Source organism: Streptomyces sp. NPDC050617, from assembly GCF_040654795.1.
In the GTDB taxonomy this organism is placed as follows: Bacteria; Actinomycetota; Actinomycetes; order Streptomycetales; family Streptomycetaceae; genus Streptomyces.
This window is the reverse complement of sequence record NZ_JBFAIS010000002.1, coordinates 226781-250559: the sequence shown is the minus strand read 5'-3', so window position 1 is coordinate 250559 and position 23779 is coordinate 226781. Positions and strand designations below refer to the sequence as shown.

General features: G+C 71.9%; 19 protein-coding genes, 1 tRNA gene and 3 pseudogenes. 10 read left to right on the top strand and 13 right to left on the bottom strand.

What is annotated here, in order from left to right:
- Positions 1-31: 31 nt before the first annotated feature.
- Positions 32-796, bottom strand: a complete 765-nt coding sequence (locus tag AB0I49_RS03675; protein ID WP_363225171.1) for a GAF and ANTAR domain-containing protein — start codon at positions 794-796, stop codon at positions 32-34.
- Positions 797-1127: 331 nt separating this feature from the next.
- Between AB0I49_RS03675 and AB0I49_RS03670 the strand changes: the two genes are divergently transcribed.
- The gene (locus AB0I49_RS03670; RefSeq protein ID WP_363225169.1) at positions 1128-1535 is read left to right on the top strand and encodes an STAS domain-containing protein; all 408 of its coding nucleotides are present in this window, start codon (positions 1128-1130) and stop codon (positions 1533-1535) included.
- Between the two features lie 130 nt (positions 1536-1665).
- Here the strand turns inward: AB0I49_RS03670 and AB0I49_RS03665 are convergent, their stop codons facing one another.
- Together AB0I49_RS03665 and AB0I49_RS03660 are read right to left on the bottom strand one after the other, a co-directional pair.
- Positions 1666-3123 carry an aminopeptidase P family protein gene (locus tag AB0I49_RS03665; RefSeq protein ID WP_363225168.1) on the bottom strand — a complete coding sequence of 486 codons (1458 nt, stop codon included), beginning with the start codon at positions 3121-3123 and terminating at the stop codon, positions 1666-1668.
- Between the two features lie 115 nt (positions 3124-3238).
- The gene (locus AB0I49_RS03660) at positions 3239-4882 is read right to left on the bottom strand and encodes a SpoIIE family protein phosphatase (protein WP_363225167.1); all 1644 of its coding nucleotides are present in this window, start codon (positions 4880-4882) and stop codon (positions 3239-3241) included.
- A gap of 716 nt (positions 4883-5598) precedes the next feature.
- Here AB0I49_RS03660 and AB0I49_RS03655 point away from each other — a divergent pair.
- A complete protein-coding gene (locus tag AB0I49_RS03655) occupies positions 5599-6291 on the top strand; it encodes a bifunctional DNA primase/polymerase (RefSeq protein WP_363225166.1) in 693 nt (230 codons plus the stop codon).
- 264 nt (positions 6292-6555) lie between these two features.
- Entirely contained in the window at positions 6556-7248 is a 693-nt protein-coding gene (locus AB0I49_RS03650; RefSeq protein ID WP_363225165.1) for a hypothetical protein, read from the top strand.
- A 373-nt stretch (positions 7249-7621) separates the two neighbouring features.
- On the opposite strand, the gene AB0I49_RS03645 is transcribed toward AB0I49_RS03650, so the two are convergent.
- From AB0I49_RS03645 to AB0I49_RS03635, 3 genes are all read right to left on the bottom strand, one after another.
- On the bottom strand, positions 7622-8590 hold the full coding sequence (locus tag AB0I49_RS03645) for a DUF5926 family protein (RefSeq protein WP_363225164.1): 969 nt from the start codon (positions 8588-8590) through the stop codon (positions 7622-7624).
- Positions 8591-9013: 423 nt separating this feature from the next.
- Positions 9014-9661 carry an ATP-binding protein gene (locus tag AB0I49_RS03640; protein WP_363225163.1) on the bottom strand — a complete coding sequence of 216 codons (648 nt, stop codon included), beginning with the start codon at positions 9659-9661 and terminating at the stop codon, positions 9014-9016.
- 140 nt (positions 9662-9801) lie between these two features.
- Entirely contained in the window at positions 9802-10725 is a 924-nt protein-coding gene (locus tag AB0I49_RS03635) for a glycerophosphodiester phosphodiesterase (RefSeq protein WP_363225162.1), read from the bottom strand.
- Between the two features lie 229 nt (positions 10726-10954).
- Between AB0I49_RS03635 and AB0I49_RS03630 the strand changes: the two genes are divergently transcribed.
- Both AB0I49_RS03630 and AB0I49_RS03625 read left to right on the top strand, forming a co-directional pair.
- Complete coding sequence (locus AB0I49_RS03630) at positions 10955-12787, top strand: trypsin-like peptidase domain-containing protein (RefSeq protein ID WP_363225161.1); 1833 nt, start codon at positions 10955-10957, stop codon at positions 12785-12787.
- Positions 12788-12867: 80 nt separating this feature from the next.
- Positions 12868-12954: transfer RNA gene (locus tag AB0I49_RS03625), tRNA-Ser, on the top strand.
- A gap of 249 nt (positions 12955-13203) precedes the next feature.
- On the opposite strand, the gene AB0I49_RS03620 is transcribed toward AB0I49_RS03625, so the two are convergent.
- The 3 genes and pseudogenes from AB0I49_RS03620 to AB0I49_RS03610 form a co-directional block, all read right to left on the bottom strand.
- On the bottom strand, positions 13204-13617 hold the full coding sequence (locus AB0I49_RS03620) for a hypothetical protein (protein WP_363225160.1): 414 nt from the start codon (positions 13615-13617) through the stop codon (positions 13204-13206).
- A 528-nt stretch (positions 13618-14145) separates the two neighbouring features.
- Positions 14146-14436 (bottom strand): annotated as a pseudogene (locus tag AB0I49_RS03615) (helix-turn-helix transcriptional regulator); the annotation flags it as partial.
- A 145-nt stretch (positions 14437-14581) separates the two neighbouring features.
- Positions 14582-15118 carry a hypothetical protein gene (locus tag AB0I49_RS03610; RefSeq protein WP_363225158.1) on the bottom strand — a complete coding sequence of 179 codons (537 nt, stop codon included), beginning with the start codon at positions 15116-15118 and terminating at the stop codon, positions 14582-14584.
- Positions 15119-15455: 337 nt separating this feature from the next.
- Between AB0I49_RS03610 and AB0I49_RS03605 the strand changes: the two are divergent.
- Both AB0I49_RS03605 and AB0I49_RS03600 read left to right on the top strand, forming a co-directional pair.
- Positions 15456-15614: pseudogene (locus AB0I49_RS03605) on the top strand (LuxR C-terminal-related transcriptional regulator); the annotation flags it as partial.
- Between the two features lie 66 nt (positions 15615-15680).
- Positions 15681-16487, top strand: coding sequence for an inositol monophosphatase family protein (locus AB0I49_RS03600; RefSeq protein WP_363225157.1), 807 nt, complete (start codon positions 15681-15683; stop codon positions 16485-16487).
- Positions 16488-16495: 8 nt separating this feature from the next.
- On the opposite strand, the pseudogene AB0I49_RS03595 reads toward AB0I49_RS03600, so the two are convergent.
- The 3 genes and pseudogenes from AB0I49_RS03595 to AB0I49_RS03585 form a co-directional block, all read right to left on the bottom strand.
- Positions 16496-16734: pseudogene (locus AB0I49_RS03595) on the bottom strand (IS982 family transposase); the annotation flags it as partial.
- Positions 16735-17857: 1123 nt separating this feature from the next.
- Complete coding sequence (locus AB0I49_RS03590) at positions 17858-18664, bottom strand: RICIN domain-containing protein (RefSeq protein WP_363225156.1); 807 nt, start codon at positions 18662-18664, stop codon at positions 17858-17860.
- A 110-nt stretch (positions 18665-18774) separates the two neighbouring features.
- Positions 18775-19290 (bottom strand): hypothetical protein, encoded by a 516-nt coding sequence (locus AB0I49_RS03585; RefSeq protein WP_363225155.1) that lies wholly within the window; start codon positions 19288-19290, stop codon positions 18775-18777.
- Positions 19291-19785: 495 nt separating this feature from the next.
- Here AB0I49_RS03585 and AB0I49_RS03580 point away from each other — a divergent pair, with 495 nt between their 5' ends.
- The 3 genes from AB0I49_RS03580 to AB0I49_RS03570 all read left to right on the top strand — a co-directional run bounded on the left by AB0I49_RS03580 (position 19786) and on the right by AB0I49_RS03570 (position 22624).
- Positions 19786-20487 (top strand): DUF4232 domain-containing protein, encoded by a 702-nt coding sequence (locus AB0I49_RS03580; protein ID WP_363225154.1) that lies wholly within the window; start codon positions 19786-19788, stop codon positions 20485-20487.
- 197 nt (positions 20488-20684) lie between these two features.
- A complete protein-coding gene (locus AB0I49_RS03575) occupies positions 20685-21959 on the top strand; it encodes a histidine kinase (protein ID WP_363225153.1) in 1275 nt (424 codons plus the stop codon).
- Complete coding sequence (locus AB0I49_RS03570; RefSeq protein ID WP_363225152.1) at positions 21956-22624, top strand: response regulator transcription factor; 669 nt, start codon at positions 21956-21958, stop codon at positions 22622-22624. The genes AB0I49_RS03575 and AB0I49_RS03570 overlap by 4 nt, the downstream gene beginning before the upstream one ends.
- A 208-nt stretch (positions 22625-22832) precedes the next feature.
- Here the strand turns inward: AB0I49_RS03570 and AB0I49_RS03565 are convergent, their stop codons facing one another.
- Positions 22833-23759: a LysR family transcriptional regulator gene (locus tag AB0I49_RS03565; RefSeq protein ID WP_363225151.1), complete on the bottom strand. Its 927-nt coding sequence runs from the start codon at positions 23757-23759 to the stop codon at positions 22833-22835.
- Positions 23760-23779 lie beyond the last annotated feature (20 nt).

Sequence of the window (23779 nt, the reverse complement as noted above, 5' to 3'; positions counted from 1 at the left end):
CCGCGGCGGCAGGGTGAGCGGCGGGCCCGGGTCAGCCGGTTTCCCGGCCCTCGTGGCCGTCGTGGCTGTCGATGAGGTCGGCGAGCGCGGTGACGTCGAAGGCGCCGCGCGCGATGTCGTGGGCGACGTCGCTGATGCGCACGCCGTTGCGGCGCGAGTGCTCGCGCAGGACGCGGAAGGCGACGCCGGTGCCGACCTGCCGGTGCTGGGCGACGATGCCCACCGCCCGCTCGACGTGCGAGCGGCGCGTGCCGACGGCGAGGGCCTGGTCGGCGAAGAGGTCGGCGGGGGCCGCCTGGCGGTGGGAGAACAGCCCCACGACGGCCATGTCGGCGAGGGCCTGGGCGCTCCGCAGATCGCTTTCGGGCAGCCGGCCGGGTTCGGTGCGCATCAGGTTGAGCGCCCCGATGACGTCGTCGCGCAGGCGCAGCGGCAGGGCGTGGATGGACCGGTAGCCGAGGGCGCGCGCCGTGGGGACGAACCGGGGCCAGCGCGTCTCGGTGTGCAGATCGGGCACGGACTGGAGCAGGCCGGTGCGGTAGCAGTCCAGGCAGGGGCCCTGATCGGACTGGATCTCCCGGATGTCGAGTTCGTGGCTCTCTTCGCTGGAAGCCCCGATGACGTGCAGTTTCCCGTCGGGGTCGGCGAGGATGACGCCGCTGGAGCGCACATCGAAGAGGTCCACGCAGTGCAGGGTGAGCGTGGTCAGCAGATCGACCACGTCGAAATCGCCGACCAGCGTGTCCGCGAACTCCACGAATACCTGTGACAACCGCTCCTCGCGGGATGCGCCCATGGGGCGAGCCTAGGCAGTGGGTCGTACGCGCCGCAACGCCGCGAGATCCCCGCGCGCCCGGGTCGCGGCGCGGGGGCACGGGCCCTGCGGGATGTGCGTACGAGTGTGGGGGAGGTTCTTGGGGCGCAATTTCAAGCAGAATTCAGGTAATTCACTCGACCGAGTGGCTGGCCGCGGGTATGAATCGTTTATGCATCTCGCGGGCGACCACCGCGCCGCTACGGTTACCGGGTGTCATCCCAGACCTCGGTGGCCACCGCATCGCTACTGTCGCTTGCCCCGGTTCCCGTACACGAGGGATAGGGGCGCGTTGCTCCAGGGGGTGCCGCCAATGGGCGGGGGATATCACGATGGGTACGCGATGGCGCCGGTCGGCGACCTCGAGTACCGGGCCGGCAGCCATTTGAGGCTGCACACGCACGCCACGTACGGCTTCACCGTCGCGGAGCCGCTGGGCGAGATCGACATCGCGACGGCGGCCGAGGTGCGTCCGCTGCTGGACGCCGTCACCGAAGGTCCGGCCCCGACGCTCGCGGTCGACCTGAGCGCCACCACCTTCTTCGACTGCGCGGGCCTGTCGCTGCTGGCCCGCCTCCACACCCGGATCACCGAGCGCGGCGGCCGGCTCTACCTGGTCTGCGACCAGCCGCTGACCCTGCGGATGCTGCGCATCGTCGGCATGGACGAGCGGCTGCGCCCGGCGCCCACCCTGGAAGCGGCGCTCGCGCGGGCTTCCTGAGCGCCGTCCCCGTACCGCATGCGCCGAGCGCACGTACGGCGGCGGGCCGCGCCCCTCTCTCGCGAGGAACGCGGCCCGCCGGTGTCTTCGCGCCCGTACGCCCCGTAGGTCCGTACGGGCGCGGGGCCGGTCAGCCCTTGACGCGGGCCATCCACGCCTCGACGTCCGAGGCGGTGCGCGGCAGCGCGGCGGACAGGTTCCGGTTGCCGTCCTCGGTAACGAGGATGTCGTCCTCGATGCGGACGCCGATGCCGCGGTACTCCTCGGGCACCGAGAGGTCGTCGGCCTGGAAGTACAGGCCGGGCTCGACGGTCAGCACCATGCCGGGCTCCAGCGTGCCGTCCACGTACGCCTCGGTGCGGGCGACCGCGCAGTCGTGGACGTCCAGGCCGAGCATGTGGCCGGTGCCGTGCAGGGTCCAGCGGCGCTGGAGGCCGAGCTCCAGGACGCGCTCGACCGGGCCCTCGACGAGGCCCCACTCCACGAGCTTCGCGGCGAGCACGCGCTGCGAGGCGTCGTGGAAGTCGCGGAACTTCGCGCCCGGCCGGACCGCCGCGATGCCCGCCTCCTGGGCCTCGTACACCGCGTCGTAGATCGTGCGCTGGAGGTCGTCGTACGTGCCGTTGATCGGCAGCGTGCGGGTGACGTCGGCGGTGTAGAGGCTGTGGGTCTCCACGCCGGCGTCCAGCAGCAGCAGCTCGCCGGAGCGGACCGGGCCGTCGTTGCGCACCCAGTGCAGGGTGGTGGCGTGCGGGCCGGCGGCGCAGATGGAGCCGTAGCCGATGTCGTTGCCCTCGACGCGGGCGCGCAGGAAGAACGTTCCCTCGATGTACCGCTCCGAGGTGGCCTCGGCCTTGTCGAGGACCTTCACGACGTCCTCGAAGCCGCGCACGGTGGAGTCCACGGCCTTCTGGAGTTCGCCGACCTCGAAGGCGTCCTTGACGAGGCGCTGCTCGCTGACGAAGACGCGCAGCTCCTCGTCGTGCTCGGCGGTGACCTTGTCGCGCAGCGCCTCCTCGACGCCGGCGTCGTGGCCGCGCACGGCGCGGACCGGGCCGGCGGCGGCGCGCAGCAGCTCCGGGAGGTCGCGGACGTCCTTGGCGGGGATGCCGAGCAGCTGCTCGGCCTCGGTGAGGCTGTGCCGGCGGCCGACCCACAGCTCGCCCTGGCCGTCGAGCCAGAACTCGCCGTTGCCGCGGTCGGAGCGCGGCAGCAGGTAGAGGGTGCCGTCGTGGCCGCCGTCCGCGGCGGGCTCCAGCACGAGGACGCCGTCCTGCGTCTGGTCGCCGGTGAGATAGGCGTACTCGGTGGACGCGCGGAAGGCGTACTCGGTGTCGTTCGAGCGGGTGCGCAGATTGCCGGCCGGGATCACCAGCCGTTCGCCGGGGAAGCGCGCGGAGAGCGCGGCCCGGCGGCGCGCGGTGTCGGGGGCCTGCGCGATCGGCGCGAGATCGCGCAGCTCGGTGTCGGCCCAGTGCGACTTCATGTTCTCGGCGAGTTCGTCCGACACGGCTGGGTACAGACCGTTCTTCCGCTGCTTGATGGGCTCCTCGGCCGCCGGGGTCTCCGGGGTGGGCTCCTCGGTCACGACATCCTCCTCGATCTGGACCGCCTTCCATCGTATGTGCGGGCAGCGGGCGGGTGAGGGGGGTGTGACTTACCTGTGGGGCGCCCCGGCGGGCCGCGGCCGGGCGGGCGGCGGCTCAGTCGAAGCGGGCCGCGAGAAGTATCACGTCCTCGTCGCTGTCGGCCTCGTCGAGACCGTCCGGCAGGACCGTGCGCAGCACGTGGTCCACGACGGCCTCGGGGTCGCCGCGCAGGGCGGCGGGAACGCCCGCGGCGGCGGCGTGCAGCCGGGCGAAGGCGCGGTCCAGGGAGTCGCCGGTGCGGTGCAGCAGTCCGTCGCTGTAGAGCAGGAGCGTTTCGCCGGAACCGGGCTCCAGCTCGACGCTGGGCGCTTCCCAGCAGGAGAGCATGCCGAGCGGCGCGGAGAGGGACGTCTCCACGTACTCGGCGCGGTCGTCGCCGATGAGCAGCGGCGGGCAGTGCCCGGCCCCGGCGAGGACGATCTTGTGGGCGGGGGTGCCGTCCGGCCGGGGGACGAGGGCCGGCTCGCAGTAGGCGAAGAGGGCGGTGGCGGAGCGGGCGGGCTCGGTGAGGCGGAGCAGGAGTTCGAGGTCGGAGAGGACCGCGACGGGGTCCTCGCCCTCCATCACGGCGTACGCGCGCAGGGACGCCCGCAGCCGGCCCATCGCGGCGACGGCGCTGGGGCCGGAGCCGGTGACGCCGCCGACGGCGAGGCCGAGCGCGCCCTCGGGCAGCGGCAGCGCGTCGTACCAGTCGCCGCCGCCGTGCGGCCCGGTGCGGTGGCGGACGGCGAGCCGGACCCCGGTGACGCGCGGCAGCCGGCTGGGCAGCAGCTCTTCGCGGAGGGTGGCCACCATGGCGCGGGCGCGGTCGAGTTCGAGGTGGCGGGCGAGGTGTTCGGCGGCGTACGCGCAGTAGAGGCCGACGAGGTGGCGCTGGCGCTCGGTGGGCTCGGCCGGTTCGTCGTAGAGCCAGACGGCGGCGCCGAGCCGGCCGGTGGCGTCGGTGGCCAGCGGCACGGCGTAGCTGGCCGCGTAGCCGAGGCGGGCGGCGACCTCGCGGTGGCGGGGGTCGCGTCCCGGCTCCCCGGCGATGTCGGGGTGGGCGATGCCGGGCCGTACGGACGGCTGGGCGCTGGGGTCCGGCTGTCCGCCGGGATCGGGGCAGGGCCCGACCGGCGGCTCCGCCCCGAATTCCGCGCCCATCTCGGCGCCGATCTCCGCGCCGGATTCCGTTCGTGACTCCGCTCTCGGCTCCGTTCCCGGTTCCGTTCCCGGCTCCGGTTCGCCCGTCGCGCCCGGCTCGGGGAGGCCCTCCAGGAGCCGCCCGTAGGCGAGGGAGGCGCGGGGGATGGTCTCGATGTGGCCGAGGTCGGCGCGGCCGAGGCCGAGGCCGACGGTGGTGACGGGGCCGAGCCCGTCGACCGGCTGGAGGGTGATCAGCCCGCGCCGGGCGCCGACGAGGGCGGAGCCGCCGCGCAGCAGTTCGTGCAGGGCGGCGTCGAGGGTGCCCGCGCGGGCGATCCGCTCGGTGAGCTCGTGGAGGGTGGTGAGGTCGGAGACCCAGCCCGCGAGCCGGTCCTGGAGCACCGCGCCGGGAGCTGCGGGCGGCGGGACGGCGGCGGGGGCGTCCGGGGAGCCCGGGCCCGCGGCGTTTGCGGGGTTTCCCGTGCCGTCGGCGTCGGCGGGCGCAGAAGTCTGCTCCGGAGCAGGGAGTGAGGGATTGATTCCGGCCACTTTCGGCAACTGTGGTGCGCTCATGGCCGGCTGCCTGGCTGAGTCCGCGCGTCGTCGCAGGTGAGTATGGGCTCGAAGGCGGTGTCCGGTGTGCTGGCGAGCGCCGTTGCCCGACCGTCCGGCCTCTGAGTTTTGCTCAATAGCATCGCAAACCCCCATGTCATGTTGCGCCGCTATCAATGTCTCCACATGTACACGGCCAGGTAAGGGGATGTCCAGCATTGGACTATTGGGATTGATGGTGTCTGTGGGGATTCGAAGTTGGCTGAAAAATGACCATTGACGTGTCTGGTGGGGGTCGACTGACGTCATTCGACAACGCGTCATATCCACCGAGGTGGGTACGTACTCGGAGAAGGGCAGGGGCAGTTGAGATCGCCCCGGAACCCGGCGGCCGGCCACTGCGTCTTACTCGGCGACGGCCGTGCCCCATCCCCGAGTGGCGGCGGGGTTCCCCTGGCGAAGTCATGGGAGCACTGGGCAAAGCGCGAAGCGCCATCAACGCGCCACCCCTCGCCACGTTCCACGCTCGGCCTGCGGCGTGATGCGCTGCCTAGTACGCGCTGTGACTTGTGATCCACGTGGTGTGAGGGGCTCCGTAATGCCACGGAGCGCACCGGACCGCGAAGTGCCATGCGAAGTGCCCTGTAGTGCGATGGACATGTAGTGCGACGGACACGTCCCCCGCCTCCGGCGGGCGGACCCCAGCCCTCGGCGTTCACGGAAAGGAACGAGCGCTCATGCGCGATTTCCTCGGAAGGCGACGCAAGCTCTCCCCTCGGCGTCGCAGCGGGCGGTCGACGCTGCTCGCCGCAGCTCTGACCTGCGCCACCGAATGGAACTGGCCCGTGCTTCCGGGCGTGGGACTACGGCCCGGCCACGGCCGGGACCCGGAGTGCGGCTGCCCGCACCCCGACTGCGTGGTCCCCGGCGCCCACCCCTTCGACCCGGGACTGCTGGCGGCCACCACGGACGCCCGCATGATCAATTGGTGGTGGACCAACCGGCCGGACGCGCCGGTCGTGCTCGCCACGGGCGGCCCCGCGCCGTGCGCCGTGAGCCTGCCCGCGGTGGCGGGCGCGCGGGCGCTGGCCGCCTTCGACCGCCAGGGCGTGCGGCTCGGCCCGGTGGTCGCCACGCCCACCCGCTGGACGCTGCTGGTGGCCCCGTACTCCCTCGAAGTCCTCGGCGAGTTGCTGCACAGCCAGGACTGGGTGCCGGGGTCGCTGCGGTTCCACGGGGACGGCGGCTATGTCGCGCTGCCCCCGTCGCGTACGGGTGCGGGCCGAGTCCGATGGGAGCGGGCCCCGCGGCCGGCGGCGGCCGGCGCGGGGGCCGGGACGCCGTGGCTGCCGGACGTCGCCACGGTGGTGGACGTACTGGTCGAGGAGAGCGCGGGGACGCCGGGCGGCGGGAGCCGACTGGCGCACTGAGCGCCCGCGGGGCGCGCGGGGCCCGCGGCGCAGGGCGCGCGGGGCGTGCCTCGGGCCCGGCGGGCCTGAAGCGCACGGCGATGGATTGAGGCAGAGGGGCGCGTACGGGCGGGAGCCGCACGCGCCCTCACTCGTACGGGTGTAAGCAGCGCCGAGTTGTACGGGAAATGGGCCTGCTGGCACCGGGGAGCCGCCGCTTCGGCGGTTATGTTCGGCGTACCGATCAACCGATCAAGCTTCCCCGGCGAGTTGCAGGTGGGTTCCATGGAACGAGCGCCCCAGCCCCGTGCCGCAAACCTCCGGATGGTCGCGCTCGCGAGCGCGGTGGCGCTGGCCATCGTGCTGCCGCTCGCCGCCGCCGTGGCCGGCCCGGCGGGCCGCCCGGACGCGCCGGTGACCGAGCGGACGGGGGAGCGGTCCGGTGAGCGGACCGGCGGGGGCGCGCGGGAGAGCACGGGGGACGGTCCGGCGAGCGCTCCGGCGAGGCCGCCGGAGGGGCCCGCGGACTCCAGGCGCGGTGCGGAGCCCGTGGGGGAGCGGCCCGCGGCCGAAGGCGGGGGCGGGGTGCTGTCGGGGCTCGGCCTCGCGGAGCGGCCGCAGGAGGCCCGTAGCACCGCGCGGTGCGGGCCCGAACTCTCCTCGCCCGAACGGGTCGAGGCGCAGACGTGCGTCCTCGCGCAGGGCCGCGACACCTGGTCCCGGCTCTATTACCGCAACGCCACGGGCGGCCCGCTGAAGGCCGTGCTGACCCTGATGCAGCCGGACGGCCGGACCCTGCAGGCGCACTGCGAGGTGGCGGGCGCCACGGGCCGCGGGTCCTGCCAGACACCGCGCGAGCGGACGGTGCGCGGCGACGGGCGGCACGGCGGCTACACGGCGGTGTCGGAGGTCGCGGCGGCGGACGGGAGGCTGCTGCTCCGCTCCGGCAGCAACTCGGCGGAGCGCGCGGACGATTAGCGGCGGGTCAGCGGGGAGCCAGTGGCGGGTCAGCGGCGGGGTTTCCGCGGGAGCGGCTGGGGGGTATTGCGGGGCCGGTATCGGGGGCCGGTATCCGAGGGGCGGATGGGCCGGTGCGCTTCCCCCGTCAACGGATCGTCGTCGGCGACCGGAGGGGCGAAGCAAGAAGCCCCGGATTCAATTACTCCGGGGCATGGAAACGCCCGGTCGCTGGCGACGGGGGATGCACCAGCGACCGGGCTCCTAGAACGGTAACAAGAGATCGGCGGTTCGCAAATTCCATCGCGGAAATCCGGTCGCGGAATTTCCTGGTTTCCAGGCCAGGAGCGGGAGTTGTGACGGGAGTCACGTCCATGGGCCGCCGTTGCGGACGTCAGCTCAGGGTCACCTGACGGTTGGTGAGGCCGCCGCGCGCCCGCCGCTCCTCCGGGGTCAGCGGGGCGTCCGAGGCGAGCGCCCCGGCCAGCCGCTCCGCGAAGGCGGCGGCGGGCTTCTCCACGTCGGCGGCGCGCATCGAGACCGGCAGGTCCCACACCGGCACGGTCAGGCCGTGCGCGCGGAACGAGCCCACGAGCCGGGTCCCCTCGCCGAGCGAGGACGTGCCGGCGGCGTGCAGCCGGGCGAGGGCGTCCAGCAGCTGCTCCTCGGGGTGCGTCATCACCCAGCGCAGGTGGTTCTTCTCCGGCGTCTCGCACCAGTACGCGGCCTCGACGCCCGCCAGCCGGGCGGTGGGGATCGCGGCCTCGTTGGCCCGCTCCAGGGACGCGGCGACCTCGCCGGTCGCGTTCTCCGCGTTCTCGATCCAGAACTCGAACCCCTCGTGGACGACCGGAGTGAAGGGCTGCTCGGGGTCGAGCAGGTCCTGGAGGCGCGGCCCGTCGGCGGGTACGCGCTCGGCGGCGACCGGGTTGCCGGGCTCGGCGGCCAGCGCGCGCCGGAGCGTGTCCGCCAGGTCGCGGCTGATGTCGCCGGAGGCGGTGTCGTTCTGGAGGCCGAGCAGCACGGCCCCGTTGTCGCGGCGCAGCGCGGGCCAGGCCATCGGCAGCACGGTCGCGAGGGTCACCGAGGGCACGCCCTCGGGAAGCCCGTCCTTGAGGTGCAGCTCGACGGTGGCGGCGGGCACCAGCTCGCGCAGCGCCACCCAGTCGCCCTCGCCCGGCAGCCCCTCGAACGGGCGCTGCACCAGCTCGGTGACGGCCTGCGCGGCCTGGCGGCCGTGGCACGCCTTGTAGCGGCGGCCGGAGCCGCAGGGGCAGGGCTCGCGGGCGCCGACGGCCGCGATCTGCGCGTCGTCGGCCTGCGGCCGGGCGGCCTTCGTCTGGGGGCGGCGCTTCTTGGCCATGGCGTGCGTGTCTCCCGATCGGTCCGGCTCGTACGGGCGCGAGCCTAGCGGTCGGGGGAGCGGGGGCGGCCGGGCGCGGGGTGGCCGGCGGGGGCGGGACCGGGGCCCGAGTCAGGGCCCGAGCCAGGGCCCGAGCCCGGGGCGGGGCCGCCCTTGGAGCTGGGGTGGGGCTTGGAGCCGGGGGCCGGGCTTGGAGCCGGGGGCGGGAGCCGGGCGGCTCCTGTTCGCGGGATTGCGCGGGTTTGCGGCCCCCTGGCTCGTACGCTTGCCTTGCGGCCCTTGGCTCGTAACCTTGCGGTCCTCCGGCTCGTACGCGCGGCTTGCGCGGCCCCTGGCTCGTACGCGCGCCTCGTACGCGCGGGCGGACGGCTTGCGCGCCCCCCTTCCGCCGCCCCCACGCGACTACGGCTCCCGCTGCCGGGGCTACCTCAGTTCGTCGATGTCGGCGAAAGCCGCCGGCATCGCGGCGATGGAGGGCACCGCGGCGCCTCGGGACGGCCCGGCGGGGCCGAGGGCGACGCGCGTAGCGAAGCTCTCACGTGCGGAAAGAGCGGCCCATACGGTCACCTCGCCGGAGGCGTCGCGGACGCCCCACTCCTGGGACAGGGCCCGGATGATATTGAGGCCGCGCCCGCCGCGCGCCGTGACGGACGGAGTGGCCGGAAGTGGCCGGGTGGGGCCGCCGCCGTCGGTGACCTCGACCGTCAGCCGGCCCAGCTCGTCCACGCGCCAGGCCGCCAGTATGGTGCCGTCGCGGTCGGGGCCCCCGCTGTCCGCGCTGCCGTTGCCGACGGCGTGGCCGTGACCGTTGTTTCCATTGCTGCCGTAGCCGCTGCTGTGACTGCTGCCGCCGTTGCGCCTGTCGTCGGTGCTCAGCGGGCGGCCGTGTCGGCACGCGTTGCTGAGCAGTTCCGAAAGGATCAGTACAGCGTCGTCGATGACCGAATCCGCCACTCCGCTCATGCGCAGATCCTCACGCATGCGGTGCCTCGCTACTCCCACGGCCGACGGACCATGGGGTACGGCCATGATCGACGACGTGGGCACCTCCTGTGCCACCACCAACGCCACCCCCGAGACCTCCTTCGCCCCACGCCAGGGGATGAATGCCCCAATGGACTGGACCGGAAACCGGCCAATTGTGATCCGGGGAGGCACTTGTCACGAAGGAATGCGCAACGAACGCGCCGGTGCACACCCTGTAATGGTTCCTATCGACGGTCGAGTTGGGACAGCACCTGCTTGGGGCGGTTTGTGATCACGGCGTCCACGCCGAGTTCCGCGCACAATTCGACATCGGCCGGTTCGTTTACCGTCCAGACGTGTACGCGGTGCCCGGCGCGGTGCAGTCGGTGCACGTAATCGGGGTGGTTGCGCACGATGCGGATGCTGGGGCCGGCGATCCGTACGCCCGCGGGGAGCCGGCCGTCGCGGTGGCGCGGGGAGATGAACTGCATCAGGTAGACGGTGGGGATGGCGGGCGCGGCGGCCCGTACCCGGTGCAGGGAGCGCGCGGAGAAGCTCATGACGCGGACCTGGGAGGCCGACGAGCCGCCTTCGCCTGGGGCTCCGAGGGCTCCGGGGGCTCCGAGGGCTCCGGGGGCTCTGAGGGATCCGGGGGCTCTGAGGGATCCGAGGGACCCGGGGGTTTCAGGGGACCCGAGGAGGCCGAAGCGGTCGAGGAGGCCGAGGAGCTTCTCCTCGACCTGTCCCGCCCAGCGGGTGGGGTGCTTGGTCTCGATGGCGAGCTCGACGCGGCGGTCGGCGTCGGCGACGAGTTCGAGGAGGCGCTCCAGGGTGAGCACGGAGGTGCTGTCCCGGTCCGGGGCCTCGTGGTCGGCGGCCTGGCCCTTCCAGGAGCCGAAGTCGAGGGCGGCGAGGTCGGAGAGTTCCAGGGCGGAGACGGCGCCGCGGCCGTTGGAGGTGCGGTTGACCCGGCGATCATGGACGCAGACGAGGTGGCCGTCGGCGGTGAGCCGGACATCGCACTCCAGGGCGTCCGCGCCGTCCTCGATCGCTCTTCGGTAGGCGGCGAGCGTGTGCTCGGGGGCTTCCTCGGAGGCTCCGCGGTGGGCTACTACGGAGAGAGGCGGTCGCTCGGGACGAATGTCCCTGGCCGGGCGTGCATAGGTCACCGAGTTATGGTGCCATCGCGAGGCGTAGTCGCGCATGCGGTCCCTTTCGTCCGGGTGGCCCGGTTTCGCCGGAGATAAAGGAAGACGAAGGGCCTCCGCAAAAGGCACAGCCTCCGTTTACAGCGGTCTGACGCCTGATGGGAAAGGCTGTGGACGGACGCTCGAATGCGTGGGCCATTGAGTGGGCCGCGGCCATGATGACCACTGACGTGCACCTGAGGAGAGAGCTGTGAGCACCGAGAACGAGGGCGCTGCCGCTACGCCTGCGGCGGCGCCGCGTACGGCACCTCCGGCGCCGGACACCGCGTCGGCGCCCACCGCTCCCGAGACCCCGGCCGCACCGCCGGCTCCGGCGGCACCGCCCGCGCCTCCCGCGCCGCCTGTACCGCCGACGGCGGGGCAGACGGCGTCGGGGCCGGAGGCGGAGGGCGAGACTTCGGCCGACCGTACGGAGCAGATGACGTCGGTACCGGCTGACCGTACGGAGCAGATGGCTCCGGTACCGGCCGATCGCACGGAGCAGCTGGCTCCGGTGGAGGCGGGGCATGGGGCGCAGCCGCCGGCCCCGGCGCAGGCTCCGGCGCACACCCAGGCTCCGACGGACGCCCAGGCTCCGGCGCAGACCCAGGTGCAAGATTCGGCTCCGGCTGGGCCTCCGGTTGGGCCTCCGCAAGGGGTGGGGGCTGCGGCAGGGGGTTACCAGCAGCCCGTACAGCCGGCGGCGATGGCGGAGTACGGACATCCGGGCGCGCCCGGGGGCACTCCGGGTGCGCCGGGCGGACCCGGCGGATACGGCGGCGCGAGTGTTCCCGATGGCGGGCAGGCCGGTGGCTGGTGGGCGCAGGGCGGCGCCGGTGGCGCGGGCGGTCCGGTCGAGCCCGGCGGGCCGTGGGGCGGCGGGCCCGTGCAGCCGCCCCGGCGTCGGCGCGGCGGCCTGGTGGCGGCCGTGCTGGCGGCGGCCCTGATCGCGGGCGGTGTCGGCGGCGGGGTCGGGTTCTGGGCGGCGGACAACAGGGACAGCTCCGGTTCCACGACGGTGGCGTCGGCCGGTAACGGGAAGACGGACAGCAGGGCGCCCAGTTCGGTGGCCGGCATCGCGAACAAGGCGCTGCCGAGCGTCGTGACGATAGAGGCCCAGGGCCAGGGCGGCGACGGCAGTACGGGCACGGGCTTCGTCTACGACAAGCAGGGCCACATCCTCACGAACAACCACGTGGTCGCCACGGCCGCCGAGGGCGGCAAGCTCTCGGTGACGTTCTCCAACGGCAAGAAGTACGACGCGACGGTGGTCGGCCGGGCCAAGGGTTACGACGTGGCCGTCATCAAGCTGAAGAACCCCGCGGACGCCAAGCTCACGCCGCTGCCGCTGGGCGACTCGGACAAGGCGGCGGTCGGCGACGCGACAGTGGCGATCGGCGCGCCGTTCGGGCTCTCGGGCACGGTCACCACCGGCATCGTGAGCGCGAAGAACCGCCCGGTCTCCTCCAGCGACGGCGGCGGAGGGGGCGGCAACGCCTCGGCCTCGTACATGAGCGCCCTGCAGACGGACGCGTCGATCAACCCCGGCAACTCCGGCGGCCCGCTGCTCAACAGCCAGGGCGCGGTGATCGGGATCAACTCGGCCATACAGCCGGCGGGCGGCGGCGGTGGCGGGGGCTTCGGCGGCGGCGAGCAGCAGTCCGGCAGCATCGGCCTCGGCTTCGCGATCCCGATCAACCAGGCGAAGACGGTGGCGGACCAGCTGATCAAGACCGGCAAGCCGGTCTACCCGGTCATCGAGGCCACGGTGAACATGAAGAGCACCGGAGACGGCGCGACGATCGCGAAGGACGGCCTCAGCGGCCAGCCCGCCATCACTCCCGGCGGCCCGGCCGACAAGGCGGGCCTCAAGCCCGGCGACACGATCACGAAGATGGACGACACGGTCATCGACAGCGGGCCCACCCTCATCAGCGAGATCTGGACCCGCCACCCGGGCGACCAGGTCACCCTCACCTACACCCGCGACGGCAAGCAGTCCACGGCCCAAGTCACCCTGGGCCAACGCTCCGGCGACAGCTGACACCCCTCGCCCCCCGCCGCACCTCGCGGAATCCCCGAACCGCTAGGCTGTAACCGCTCCGCAGCAGGTAGGCGGGGCGGGGAGGCTTGCCCGAGCGGCCTAAGGGAACGGTCTTGAAAACCGTCGTGGCAGCGATGTCACCGAGGGTTCAAATCCCTCAGCCTCCGCCGAGGTCAGCGTATGCGCAGGTCATAGGGGGTTCCCCAGAGTTGGGGCGCCCCCTTCGGCATGCGGCCTGCCTCGCCTTGGACCACGCCTGTCACGTCATCGGCCAGCGCCTGTGGACTGTGCGTGGGCTGCGATTCGGGCCCCGAGGGCCGAGAACGCGCAGGTCATGTCCAGGCAACACGAAGGACGCTGCCCTCATCGGACCGGACGGCGGCAGCCTCCTCGGCCCGCTTCGTCTATCGGATCGTCTATCGGCCCGCTTCGACAGCGGAGCGGAGGTCGCACGCGTCAGTGAGCCGACCGGAGCCGTCGGGGTTCTCCAGCCACCTGATGCCTTGGAAGGTCATGTGTTCGGGAGGGCAGGGGAGTTCCCAGCCTGGGGGCTTGACGGAGAGTTCTTTCAGCTCGGCGAGGTGGGTCTCGGCGCTGTCGTCTACGAGCCACCAGGCGAGGTTGCGTTCCGCGTAGGCGAGCACGGGGCCGGCCTGCTTGCCCATGTGGTGGAGCTCTCGCAGTACGGCGTGGGAGCGCAGTAGCGACGCCTCAACCACGGTCCACGACGTGGAGGTGACGAGCGCGAACTCGCCCGTCTCCCAGGACCACTGCACGTGGCGGGGGTGAGGCACGCAGGAGAGGAGCCAGTCGTTGCCGGGCGCGGTCATGGCCTGCTCCCGTGTTCCGTCAGGAGAGCGCGCAGGAGCTGCGGGGCGACGAGCGGTTCGGGGTGGCGGCAGCGAGGAGCAACGGGCCAGTGGACGCCGGCCGTATCTGCGTCGAGCATGCCGTTGAGGACGACGTAGCAGCACTCCCCATAGGCGACAGTCCCGGGCACTGACCACCGCGTAGCGGTTCCGGCGGGAGTCAGGAAGTAGACGCGGGCTTTGGGGCCGCCGGGGTCGCATAGGACTGGGCCGGTGGGTTCGCCTGCGGTGTGTTGGAGCTGAACAGCGATGGTGTGTCCGAGGGAGCCGTCGACAACGATGGCGTCCCACCATTGCCCTGCGGCCACAGCGTCGATCACGCCGTTGAGCGGCAACCACGGCGGACGGATGCTGAGGGGTGAGAATCTGAGCGCTGGCCTCATAGGCAGCAAGGTAGAGCGCGGTGTTTCGCCGAATCCGCCGTGTTTCTCAGAGTTTCTCGTCCGGCATGGCGGATTTCGGGATGTTGCTCACGCGAGGTCCAGCGCCGCCCTCGGCCAGTTGTCGGCGCCAACTGCGTTGGCGGGTCTCCAGGCCGCGCAGCCGGCCTTTGAGCTCGTCGGCGTTGGTTGGCTGGCCGGTCTCCCGGGCCCAGGAGTCGAGGTCGCCGAGGGTGGCGGTCTGCCGCCCGTTCTCCAGCTTGGAGACCTTCGACGGCGCCCAGCCGCACTGTTCGGCGAGTTGTCTGACGGTGAGCCCGGCCTCAGTGCGCAGTTCGCGCAGCCGCGCACCGAGGGCGACTCGGGCAACGTCACCATGGGCCCGCAGGAACTGGCCCATGGTCTGGCCGGTGGAGTACTGGTGAAGCCGGGTGCTGTCCCAGCCCCACGCGCGGGCATCGCCGACCCAGGCGATCCGGGTGGTGTCGTTCCCAGGGCCGGTGACTGCGGCCACGGCGACGGCGTCTGGCTCGGGTTCCTCCTCTTCACTGCCAGCCGTGTTCGACGGTGACGGAGTTGGAGACTGTCTCTGCACCTGGGGGGAGCTTCCATGCGCAGGTGTCGTACAAGTTGGACAGCAGCTCCTGCTCCTCGTCAGCAGTGACCTTCAAGTAGTAGAGGGCGCGCTTGGAGCGAAGTGGGGAGGCATGGATGTCGCGCGTCGTCGTGTACGTTCTCGCCTCCTCTTCCGGTGTGATCGAGTCCTTCGGGCAGTAGACGGTGTGCTCGGTGCCCGGCTTGCCGACGTTGTCCATCTGGGCGATCAGGTAGTACTTCGTGCCCTTGGCCGGCGGGCAGATGACCTTTGCCGTCGTCTGAAAGGTGCTACCTGCCTTGTCCGGTGCGCTGAGCTGGACGGCCGGGGACGGGCATTTATCCTGCGACGAGCCCGAGTTCCCTGAACTAGCAGCGATGAGTGCACCGCCGATCGTGCCGGCAGCCGCGATGACAGCCGCGATGGTGACCTGGTACCGGGATGGACGGAAGCGGCGCCGTGGACGTGGTGCAGGAGCGGAACCCATAGATACCCCCTGTGCTTGATGGTTCACAGAGAGATAACATGGTCGGGCTTGTTCGCGTTGCACAAAACCGAGGTTGGTTTGAGCGGATATGCAGAGGCGCCGATCAGCCGTCTTTGTGCGTAGCGGCAGTAGTACTTGCTGTATCGCGCACCTTCCGGATACGCGTGCGGCACCCCCCACTTGAACCGTCGGACAAGTGCTCGACCAGTCGCCTCCGTCTCAGTTTCCGTCTCATTCACAACCGTTCGCAGACGTTCAGGCGAGACCGGGGGGCCGCTCCTGCGCATCGAGCAGCCGACCATGAATGTAGGTGATCGCCCCTGAACACACCGTGTCCCTCAGTAATGCCGAACTCGCCTCTCGGCTGTTCCTCAGCCCGACCACGGTCAAAAGCCACGTCGGCCGCATCCTGTCGAAGCTGGGCCTGCGCGACCGCGTCCAGACCCTCGTCTTCGCCTACGAGACGGGGCTGATCGCCCCGGGCGGGGGCGCCTAGCTTAGCCAGTGCTCTGTCCGGGAAGGATCGCCGAGGCGATAGCTTCGCCTCGATAGTCTGCACGGCATGATCGACTCATGCGCGAGCTCCGACGATGCTGCAGTTGCGATAGCCGGGGCGCGGGCTGGCGCGAACGTGATCCGCAACATGTACGGCCAGCGGCTCAGCCGCATCGACAAGGGTGCCGGGGACTTTGCCACCGCCGCCGATGTGGAGGCAGAGGAGGCGATCCGCGGCGTCATCCGTGCCGCACGGCCCGATGATGCGGTGCTCGGCGAGGAAGGCGGGCAGCAGGGTGCCGCCGAGGCTGTGCGCCAGTGGTTGGTGGACCCCCTGTGCGGCACGCTGAACTACGCCGTCGGCAACATGCTGGTGGCCGTCAACGTGGCGCTGCGCGATGGGGCGGCGGCGGTGGCCGACCCGTTCAGCGGCGAGGTCTTTTTCACCGATCGGGAGGCCGCCTGGGTGCGGCATGACGGGGCCGACGACGCACTGCTGACGCCCACGCCGTCTACCCGATTGGTGGACGTCAACCTGGATCCGCCGTTCCCGAGTGCGCCGGGGTTCCGGGCCGTGGATCTGCTGGCCCGCCCTGAGTTCGTCGAGCGTTTCCGGCCGCGCGTCGTGTCCACGACGCTGGCGCTGGCCTGGGTGGCTGCCGGCAAGCGCGCGGCGTATGTCACCGATGGCGGCGACCTCTCCGAGAGCGTGCATTTCGCGGCCGGTATCGCTTTGTGCCGGGCTGCTGGCTGCGTTGTCACCGGGATCGACGGTGTCCCGATTGGCGAGGCGGGTCGTGGGCTTGTGGTTGCCGCCGACGAGGAGACCCACGGGCTGCTGATGTCGATGATGCGCAGCCTTCCAGACGATTGATTCCAAGGTCAGTGGTCGTAGCCGGTCAATGACCGGATGACTGGTTGGTCAGTGTGGTGGTTGTGCCAGATCGCGGCGGTCAGAGCGAGGAGTCGTTGCACGACGCGGACGGCTACCCCGGCAGGGTCTGGTTGACGGACTCGATCAGCTGCCGTAGCGGCTTGAACAGCGCCGAGCCGGCCCGTTCGGGTTTGACCTTGCGGGCCGGCCGCAGCAGTCGGACGCCCAGGCCAGCGAGTTGAAGTTCGGTGTGGTTCTCGACACGGACCGGCCAACTGCCCTCAGAACCGCAGCGGCCTTCGGTCGCGGCAGGATTTCCGGCGTCGCAGCGGATGACCAGGTGTGTAAAAGCGAGACGCCGAGGAAGGCGGACACGGCATTTGCCGCGTTGACCCAGAGGTCCCCGACGGTGTGAGCGGCCCAGAGGGCGGCGAAGACGGCGGTGTTTGAGACTTTGGCGGTGCTCCCCTTCTCGGTTGGTTGGTGCGAGAGACATGGAGTGAGGTGTGGCCGCTCAGGGCCACCTCGGTACGTCAGCGACCCAGCAGGACAGGCAGGTGCCGCAGCCGACGAGTCGGCTGCGGCACGCTCTTTTTGCTTTGAACTTGTGCGATACGGGGGGCGACCGCAGTCCGTCTACCGGTCGTGTCGGTGCTGCCAGCGCTATCCCCGATTGAGGGCATCGCATGCGGCAGGCCAGTTGACGAGATGGCCGCCGCAGGCAGAGCCGGGAGAGGAAGCTGCCGCTGACGAGGAACCGAACCTTATGGTTCCGTGAGCGCCCTTTGGGCCGTACCCGGGCCAGGAGCGCCTTCTCCTGACCGCAGATGAGGTAGGACGCAGGTCAGGAGGGGCGCGATGGAGTTGGCGACGGCGGTCTTGACGAGCGTCGAGGCAGCGATGTCACCGAGGGGTCAAATCCCTCAGCCTCCGCCGAGGTCAGCGTATGCACTGGTCAGAAGGGGTGCCCCTTTTGTGTGGGGCCTGTCTTGTCGTGATCTGCCGCTGTCATGCCGTAGAGCAGCGCGTGTGGACCAGGCGGGGGCCAGGGGTTGACCCCGTGGGCCCGAGGAATCGCAGTCGCGTTGGGGCCTTGGTGACGGGCGCCGGTCTGTATGGCGCGTGCGGGCAGTGCATCCGCCCGCTACGTACAGTGACGCATGTGGACGGTGCGAAGTACTAGGTACCGCGGGGGCCGCCATGCCCACGAGTGACCTTCGAGGGCATAAACCCAGCGCGTCAGAGCGGTGTGCCTCTCACTGGTGCCCGTTCCGTCTCAGGCGTTGGCCATCCTGCCCACTCATCGCGGAGAGTAATGCGGAGAGTAATAGTGGGTCGGCGAGTGGTGGAGCTTCGGCGGTGTGGAGGTGCTAGCTCGTTCGGTTGCCTCTCCACAACTGCTTCTTGTCGTCGCTGTTGCAGGTGGTCACCATCACCAAGGTGCCGGAGAAAGGCGGTGAGTCGATCTTCAGGCAGTGGTCGGTCTCGACGCTTTTGAGGGTCTGGCCTGCTGCGGAGGTGGTGTCGATCCGCCAATGGATGTTGCCGTAGGTGCAGTTGGTGAGGCTTGCCTGGTAGTCGTTGCCCGGGGGCGCCGTCAGGCAGGAGCCGCTGGCGCGGTTGACCAGTTCGAAGGTGTTGCCTCCGGTGGAACGCAGTGTCCAGGCGTAGGCGTAACCGGCGTCGCAGGTGCCGATGGAGAGGAAGGTGCCGGCGCCGGCGACGCACTGGCCGGTCTTGGCGTTCTCCAGCTGGGAGCGGGAGTTCGGGGAGAGGGGCGCCGGTTTGGGGTGCGCGTGCGAGCCTCCCCCGGTGGTGGGGCGCGGCGCCGTCGGCTCGGGGGACCGTGGAAGGACCGGCGCCCGGCTTCCGGGGCCGTGGGGGCCCGGCGCGGGCGCGGGCGCGTCGGCGTCGGCCACGTCGGGTGGGGCGGGCGAGGCGGATGACGTGCCTTTGGACGGGGGCGCCGCTGACGCCGGCCGGGAAGGGGAGGCCGCGACGGAGGAGGACGGTGTTCCCCGTGCCGATGGCCGGTCACCGGTGGCGGGTTGGTGCGGCGCGAGAGTGACGGCCAGGACCGCTCCGCCCGCCGCGATGACCGGCACCACGGCCAGCAGGACGCGCCCGCGGTGCGGCTTGCGGACGTAGGAGACCTGGTCGGCGTGGCCGACCGCCACACCGCCGTGCGTGGCGTGGGCGACGCTCCCGCCCGCGGCGTGCGGGTACGCGGCGCGGGCGGCCTCAGGAGGCTGATCGGCGCGGGTGGCTCGGGGAACGCCGGGCGCGCTTAGCCATGATGCGGGCCCGGCTGCGGAGGGTTTCCCAGCGTCACGTTCCCCATGGTCACGGCGGCCGCCCCGCCGGCCTCGCCGGTAACGTTCACCGTCCCCTGGATGGCCACGCTTCCGGCGCCCTCCGCCGTCGCCCGGCCGGTCGTGCGGTCGCGGGCGTCCTGCACCTGCCGGACGGCGCGCTCCAGAGCCGCGGCGAACCCGGCGTCGTGCTCGGCCACGTCCGCCAGTACGCGCTGCATCCGCTGCCGTACGGGGCCGCTGGGCTCGGCAGCCCCGCTCGCCCCGGCAACCTCGGCCTGCTCCTCGGCCGCAGCGGTCTCCTCGGCCGCGGCGGTCAACTCCCGTAGCGCGGGCTGCTCGCCCAGCCTCGTACTCACCAGGTCATGGAGTTCGTCCATTGCCGCGTCCAGCGCCCTGTCGACCTCCGCGTCGGCCCGCCCGGCCACCCGCCTGGCCTTCTGCACCGCCCAGGCGAACAGAACCCCGACAGCCACCTCAACACCCGTCATATCAACTCCCCCTGTGTACACGGCAATTAGATAAACGCTACCTCCCCCGTCCGGTCCGACAAGCCGACACGAGGAAGAGGGCGATGCGAGGAGGACGCCGCCCGCGGGCCGGGGCCGAAGTCGAGGCCGGGTCCGAAGCCGAGGCCGGGGCCGAGACCGGGACCGAGGCCCGTTTCGAAGGGGCGTCCGTCGCCCATCGCCGCACCAGCATGTGGTTCCGGATCCGGCGAAGCGTGTCGACGCCCCCTTCGTCGCCCAGAAGGATGACCCGTCAGTCAGGCGGCGAGCGGCTCCTCCACGGTTCCACGGTTCCAAGGTTCCACCGTTCTACGGTCTGGGAGGGGCGTTACCGGGTTCGATTTCGGGTGCCCGCGGGAGAAAGTTGGCTGGTTAGCCCGGCGTTAGCGGAGCGGCAGTCCGGCGGTAGCGGGGGCGGACAGAGTGGTTGTCGTACGGAGAAGAGACCGACACCGACTTCCCCAGGGGGAAACCGAAATGAGCTCCAGCACCACTGTTCGCACCGTTCGTCGTCGCACCCTGCGCGTTGCCGTCGCGGCTCTGATCGCGACCGCCGGGCTCTCGCTGACCGCCTGCTCCGGTTCGGACGGCGGCGCCTCGAAGGCCGCGAGCCACACGGACGCGAACGCGGCCGTCGGGGCCGGCGTTTCGGACTCGTCCGGGCTGAAGGGCAACGGCGCTCAGGCGGACAGCACGAAGTCGGGTTCCGGCAACGGCGGCACCTCCTCCCGTGCCGGTTCCGGGGGCGGCGCCTCGAAGGGGGACAGCACGTTCGAGTCCTGCCGTACGGACGACCTGGTCATATCGGCCGTGGACTCCTCGCCCGACGAGAACACGGGCGACGTCACCGTCAAGATGACCAACAAGGGCGGGTCCACCTGCTCCGCCACGGGCTTCGCGGGCGCCGACCTCAAGGACGCCGACGGCACCTCCGCCCCCATCGAGCGTGCCGACAACCAGCCCCGCGTCACCAACCTGCAGCCCGGCGACACCGCCACCTTCAACATCTCCTACGAGGTCGACCACAGCGGCGACAGCCTCGCGCAGCCGACCAACCTCATCGTCACGCCGCCGAACGGGACCCACAGCGTCTCCCTGGAGTGGCCCGCGGAAGCGCTGAAGCTCGCCGACCCGGGCAGCGCCGACATGAAGATGCACCCCGTCGCCATCGACGACTGAGCACCGTCCGCCCCCGGCATCTGTCCGCCGGCACCTGTCCGCCGCTCTCACCCGCCGCCCTCCGCAGAAGGGGCGCTCCCCTCCGGGAGCGCCCCTTCTGCTTCCGCGTGCGCCAACAGCCGTGCGGTACGAAAGTAGGGGGTCGTGACCGCCGGTGGTCGGAGGAGGGGAACGCGGTGGCTGCTTACGCTGCACCTGTGCTGAGCGCGGATGTCCGGAGATGGCCCTGGTGGGCGGAGGCCCTGCTGATCGCCCTGGTCGCGGAGGTGTCGGTGCAGACCGCCGTGGTCGGCGAGGCCGGCGGCGATCCGCTGGACCCGCGGGTCGCGGGCGCCGCCGTCGCGAGCCTGTCGCTGCTCCTGCGGTACCGGTTCCCCGCCATCGCCGTGGGCGTCACCACCATCGCCGCCGCCTGGCTCGGCGAACCGCTACCGCTCTTGATCGCCGTCTTCCACCTCGCCTCCCGGGGGCGGATCGCGGTCGGCGCGGCGGCCGCGGCTGCCGCGCTGATCGGCAACCGGTTCCTGCAGGATGACGCGCTCCTGTGGAGCGTACGGTCGTACGGGCCCGCCATGACGTTCGGCACGGCCCTGGCCCTCGGCCTGTGGGTGAGCGGCCGGCGTCGGCTCGTCGCGAGCCTCACCGCGCGGGTCGAACAGCTCCGCGTCGAGCGGGAACTGCGGGCGGAGCAGGCCAGGTTGCACGAACGGGCCCGGATCGCCGCCGAGATGCACGACATCCTCGCGCACCGGCTCAGCCTGATCGCCCTCTACACGGGCGCGCTGCGCCGCCGCGCCGACGACCTGCCCGAGCCCGTCGCCGAACGCATCGCCCAGTTGCGCATCACCTCCACCCAGGCGCTCGACGACCTGCGCGACGTCCTCGGGGCGCTCCGCGAACCCACCGAGGACGAGCGCGCCGGGGGCGGACGCGCCGGAGGCGTACGCGTCGGGGGCGTACGCGCCGGGGACGAGCGCGCCAGGGGCGTACGCGCCGGGAGCGGTGGCGCCGCCCGGTCGCCCGGACTACGGGAGTTGACCGAGCTGCTCGACGAGGCCCGCGCGGCGGGGCAGCGCATCGAGGCCGACGTCCGGGGCAGCGCCGACGGCCTCCCGGCCAGCCACCAGCTCGCCGTGCACCGCCTGGTTCAGGAGTCCCTCACCAACGCGCGTAAACACGCGCCGGGCGCCCCGGTCCGGGTCACCGTGCGGTACGGCCCGCCCCTGTCCACCATCGAGGTCGACAACGGTCCGGGCGAAGGCAACGGTCCGGGCGAAGACAACGGTCCGGGGGCGGCCACCGAGGGCTCTGCCGTCGCCAGCGGATACGGCCTGATCGGACTGGCCGAGCGCGTCGCCGCCCTGAACGGCAGGCTGCGCTACGGGCCCGCCGGGTCCGGCGGCTGGAGCACCGCCGCCGAACTCCCCCTCGAACACGACGCCGCAGCCCGCCCCGCCCGGGACTCGCGATGATCCGGACGCTGATCGTCGACGACGACCGCCTGGTCCGCCTCGCCCTCGCCGACATCCTCGCCGACGAACCGGACATCGAGGTCGTCGCGCAGGCCGGCGACGGGCTGGAAGCCCTCGACCTGGCCGCCGCGTGGAGCATCGACGTGGCCCTCATGGACGTGCGCATGCCGCGGATGGACGGGATCGACGCCACGCGACGGCTGCGGGCGCTGCCCCGGCCGCCGGAGGTCGTCATGCTCACCACCTTCGACCTGGACCAGTACGTGTACGACGGGCTCGCCGCGGGCGCCTCGGGGTTCCTCCTCAAGGACAGCGACCCCGCGGAGATCATCCGCGCCGTCCATGTCGTAGCCGGGGGCCAGGCCCTGCTCCATCCGACGGCGGCCCGCCGCCTCGTCGACCGTTACCACCGTGGGGCCGGCGGCCGGGTGCAGGGCGCCAGGGCCCGGATCGAGCGGCTGACCCCGCGCGAGGCGGATGTGCTGGGGCTGCTGGCCGACGGCGGGTCCAACGCGGAGATCGCCGCCGTCCTGGGAATGCGGGAGAGCACGGTGAAATCCCACGTCAGCCGGATTCTGGCCGCTCTGGAAGTGGGCAACCGGGTGCAGGCCGCCCTATGCGCGTGGGACGCCGGACTCCGCCGGACCGACGCACGGGACTCCTGAGGCGTACGGGACTTCTGAGGCGTACGGGCATTCCTGAGCTGTACGTGGGCACCTGAGTCGTACGCGAGCTCCCGAGCCGTACGCGAGCTCGTGAGCTGTACGCGGGCTCCTGAGTCGTACGCCGCCTCCTGAGCCGTACGCGGCGGAAGCCGGGGTGCGATGAGGTGAGGAGGACCGGCCGACGCGGTGCCGGACCGCCGTGGAACGGTCAGCCCCCCGCCCCCGGAGTGACCAGCGGTTCGACGGCCGCCCGCACCTTGGCGCGCAGCCAGCGGGAGGCGGGATCGGCGTCGAGGCGGTGGTGCCAGCGGAGTTCGACGTGGGCCGAGGGGAGGTCCAGGGGGATGGTGTGCCATCGGAACGGGGCGTGGCGTTCGACCAGGTGCTGCGCCAGGAGGAGGGGGACGAGGCAGATGACGTTCTCCTCCAGGGCCATGAGGACCGCGACCGCGTAGGACGGTACGACCGCGCTGACCGTACGGGCGCGGCCCAGCCGGTGCAGCGCCTCGTCCAGCGGGCCGCGGGCGAGGCCGCGGCGGGAGGCGGAGATGTGCGGGTGGGCGCAGAGTTCGTCGATCGTCAGGTGCGGGGCCCGGCCCAGGTCGGAGTCGGCGGCGACCAGGGCGACGAAGTGGTCGGCGAAGAGGGGTTCCGCGTGCACGTCGGGCGGGGGCGGACCGGCCACGCCCACGTCCAGGTCGAGCGAGCCGTCCCGCAGTGGGTCGGCCTCCTTGGAGTTCTGGGCCACGAACCGCAGGCGCACCTGGGGCGCCTCGGCGGTGACCAGGCGGGTGAGGCGGGGCGCGAGGACGGGGGTGAGGCCGTCGTTGACGCGGATGGCGAAGGTGCGCTGCCAGGCGGCGGGGTCGTTGCCCGCGGGGTCGGCGCGCAGCCCGGACGCCTCCTCCAGGAGCGCCTTGACCCTGGCGGCGGAGCGCTGGGCGAACGGGGTGGGGACCAGGCCGCGGCCGGCGCGTACGAGGATCTGGTCGTTCATCGACCGCCGCAGCCGCCCCAAGGCCCTGCTCGTCGCCGGGGTGGACAGATGGAGGCGCGCGGCGGCCGCCGTCACGCTCCTGGTGTCCATCAAGGCGTCGAAGACGCGCAACAGGTTGAGGTCCAACTGCTCGGCCATGAGGCATACGTCCTTGCGGT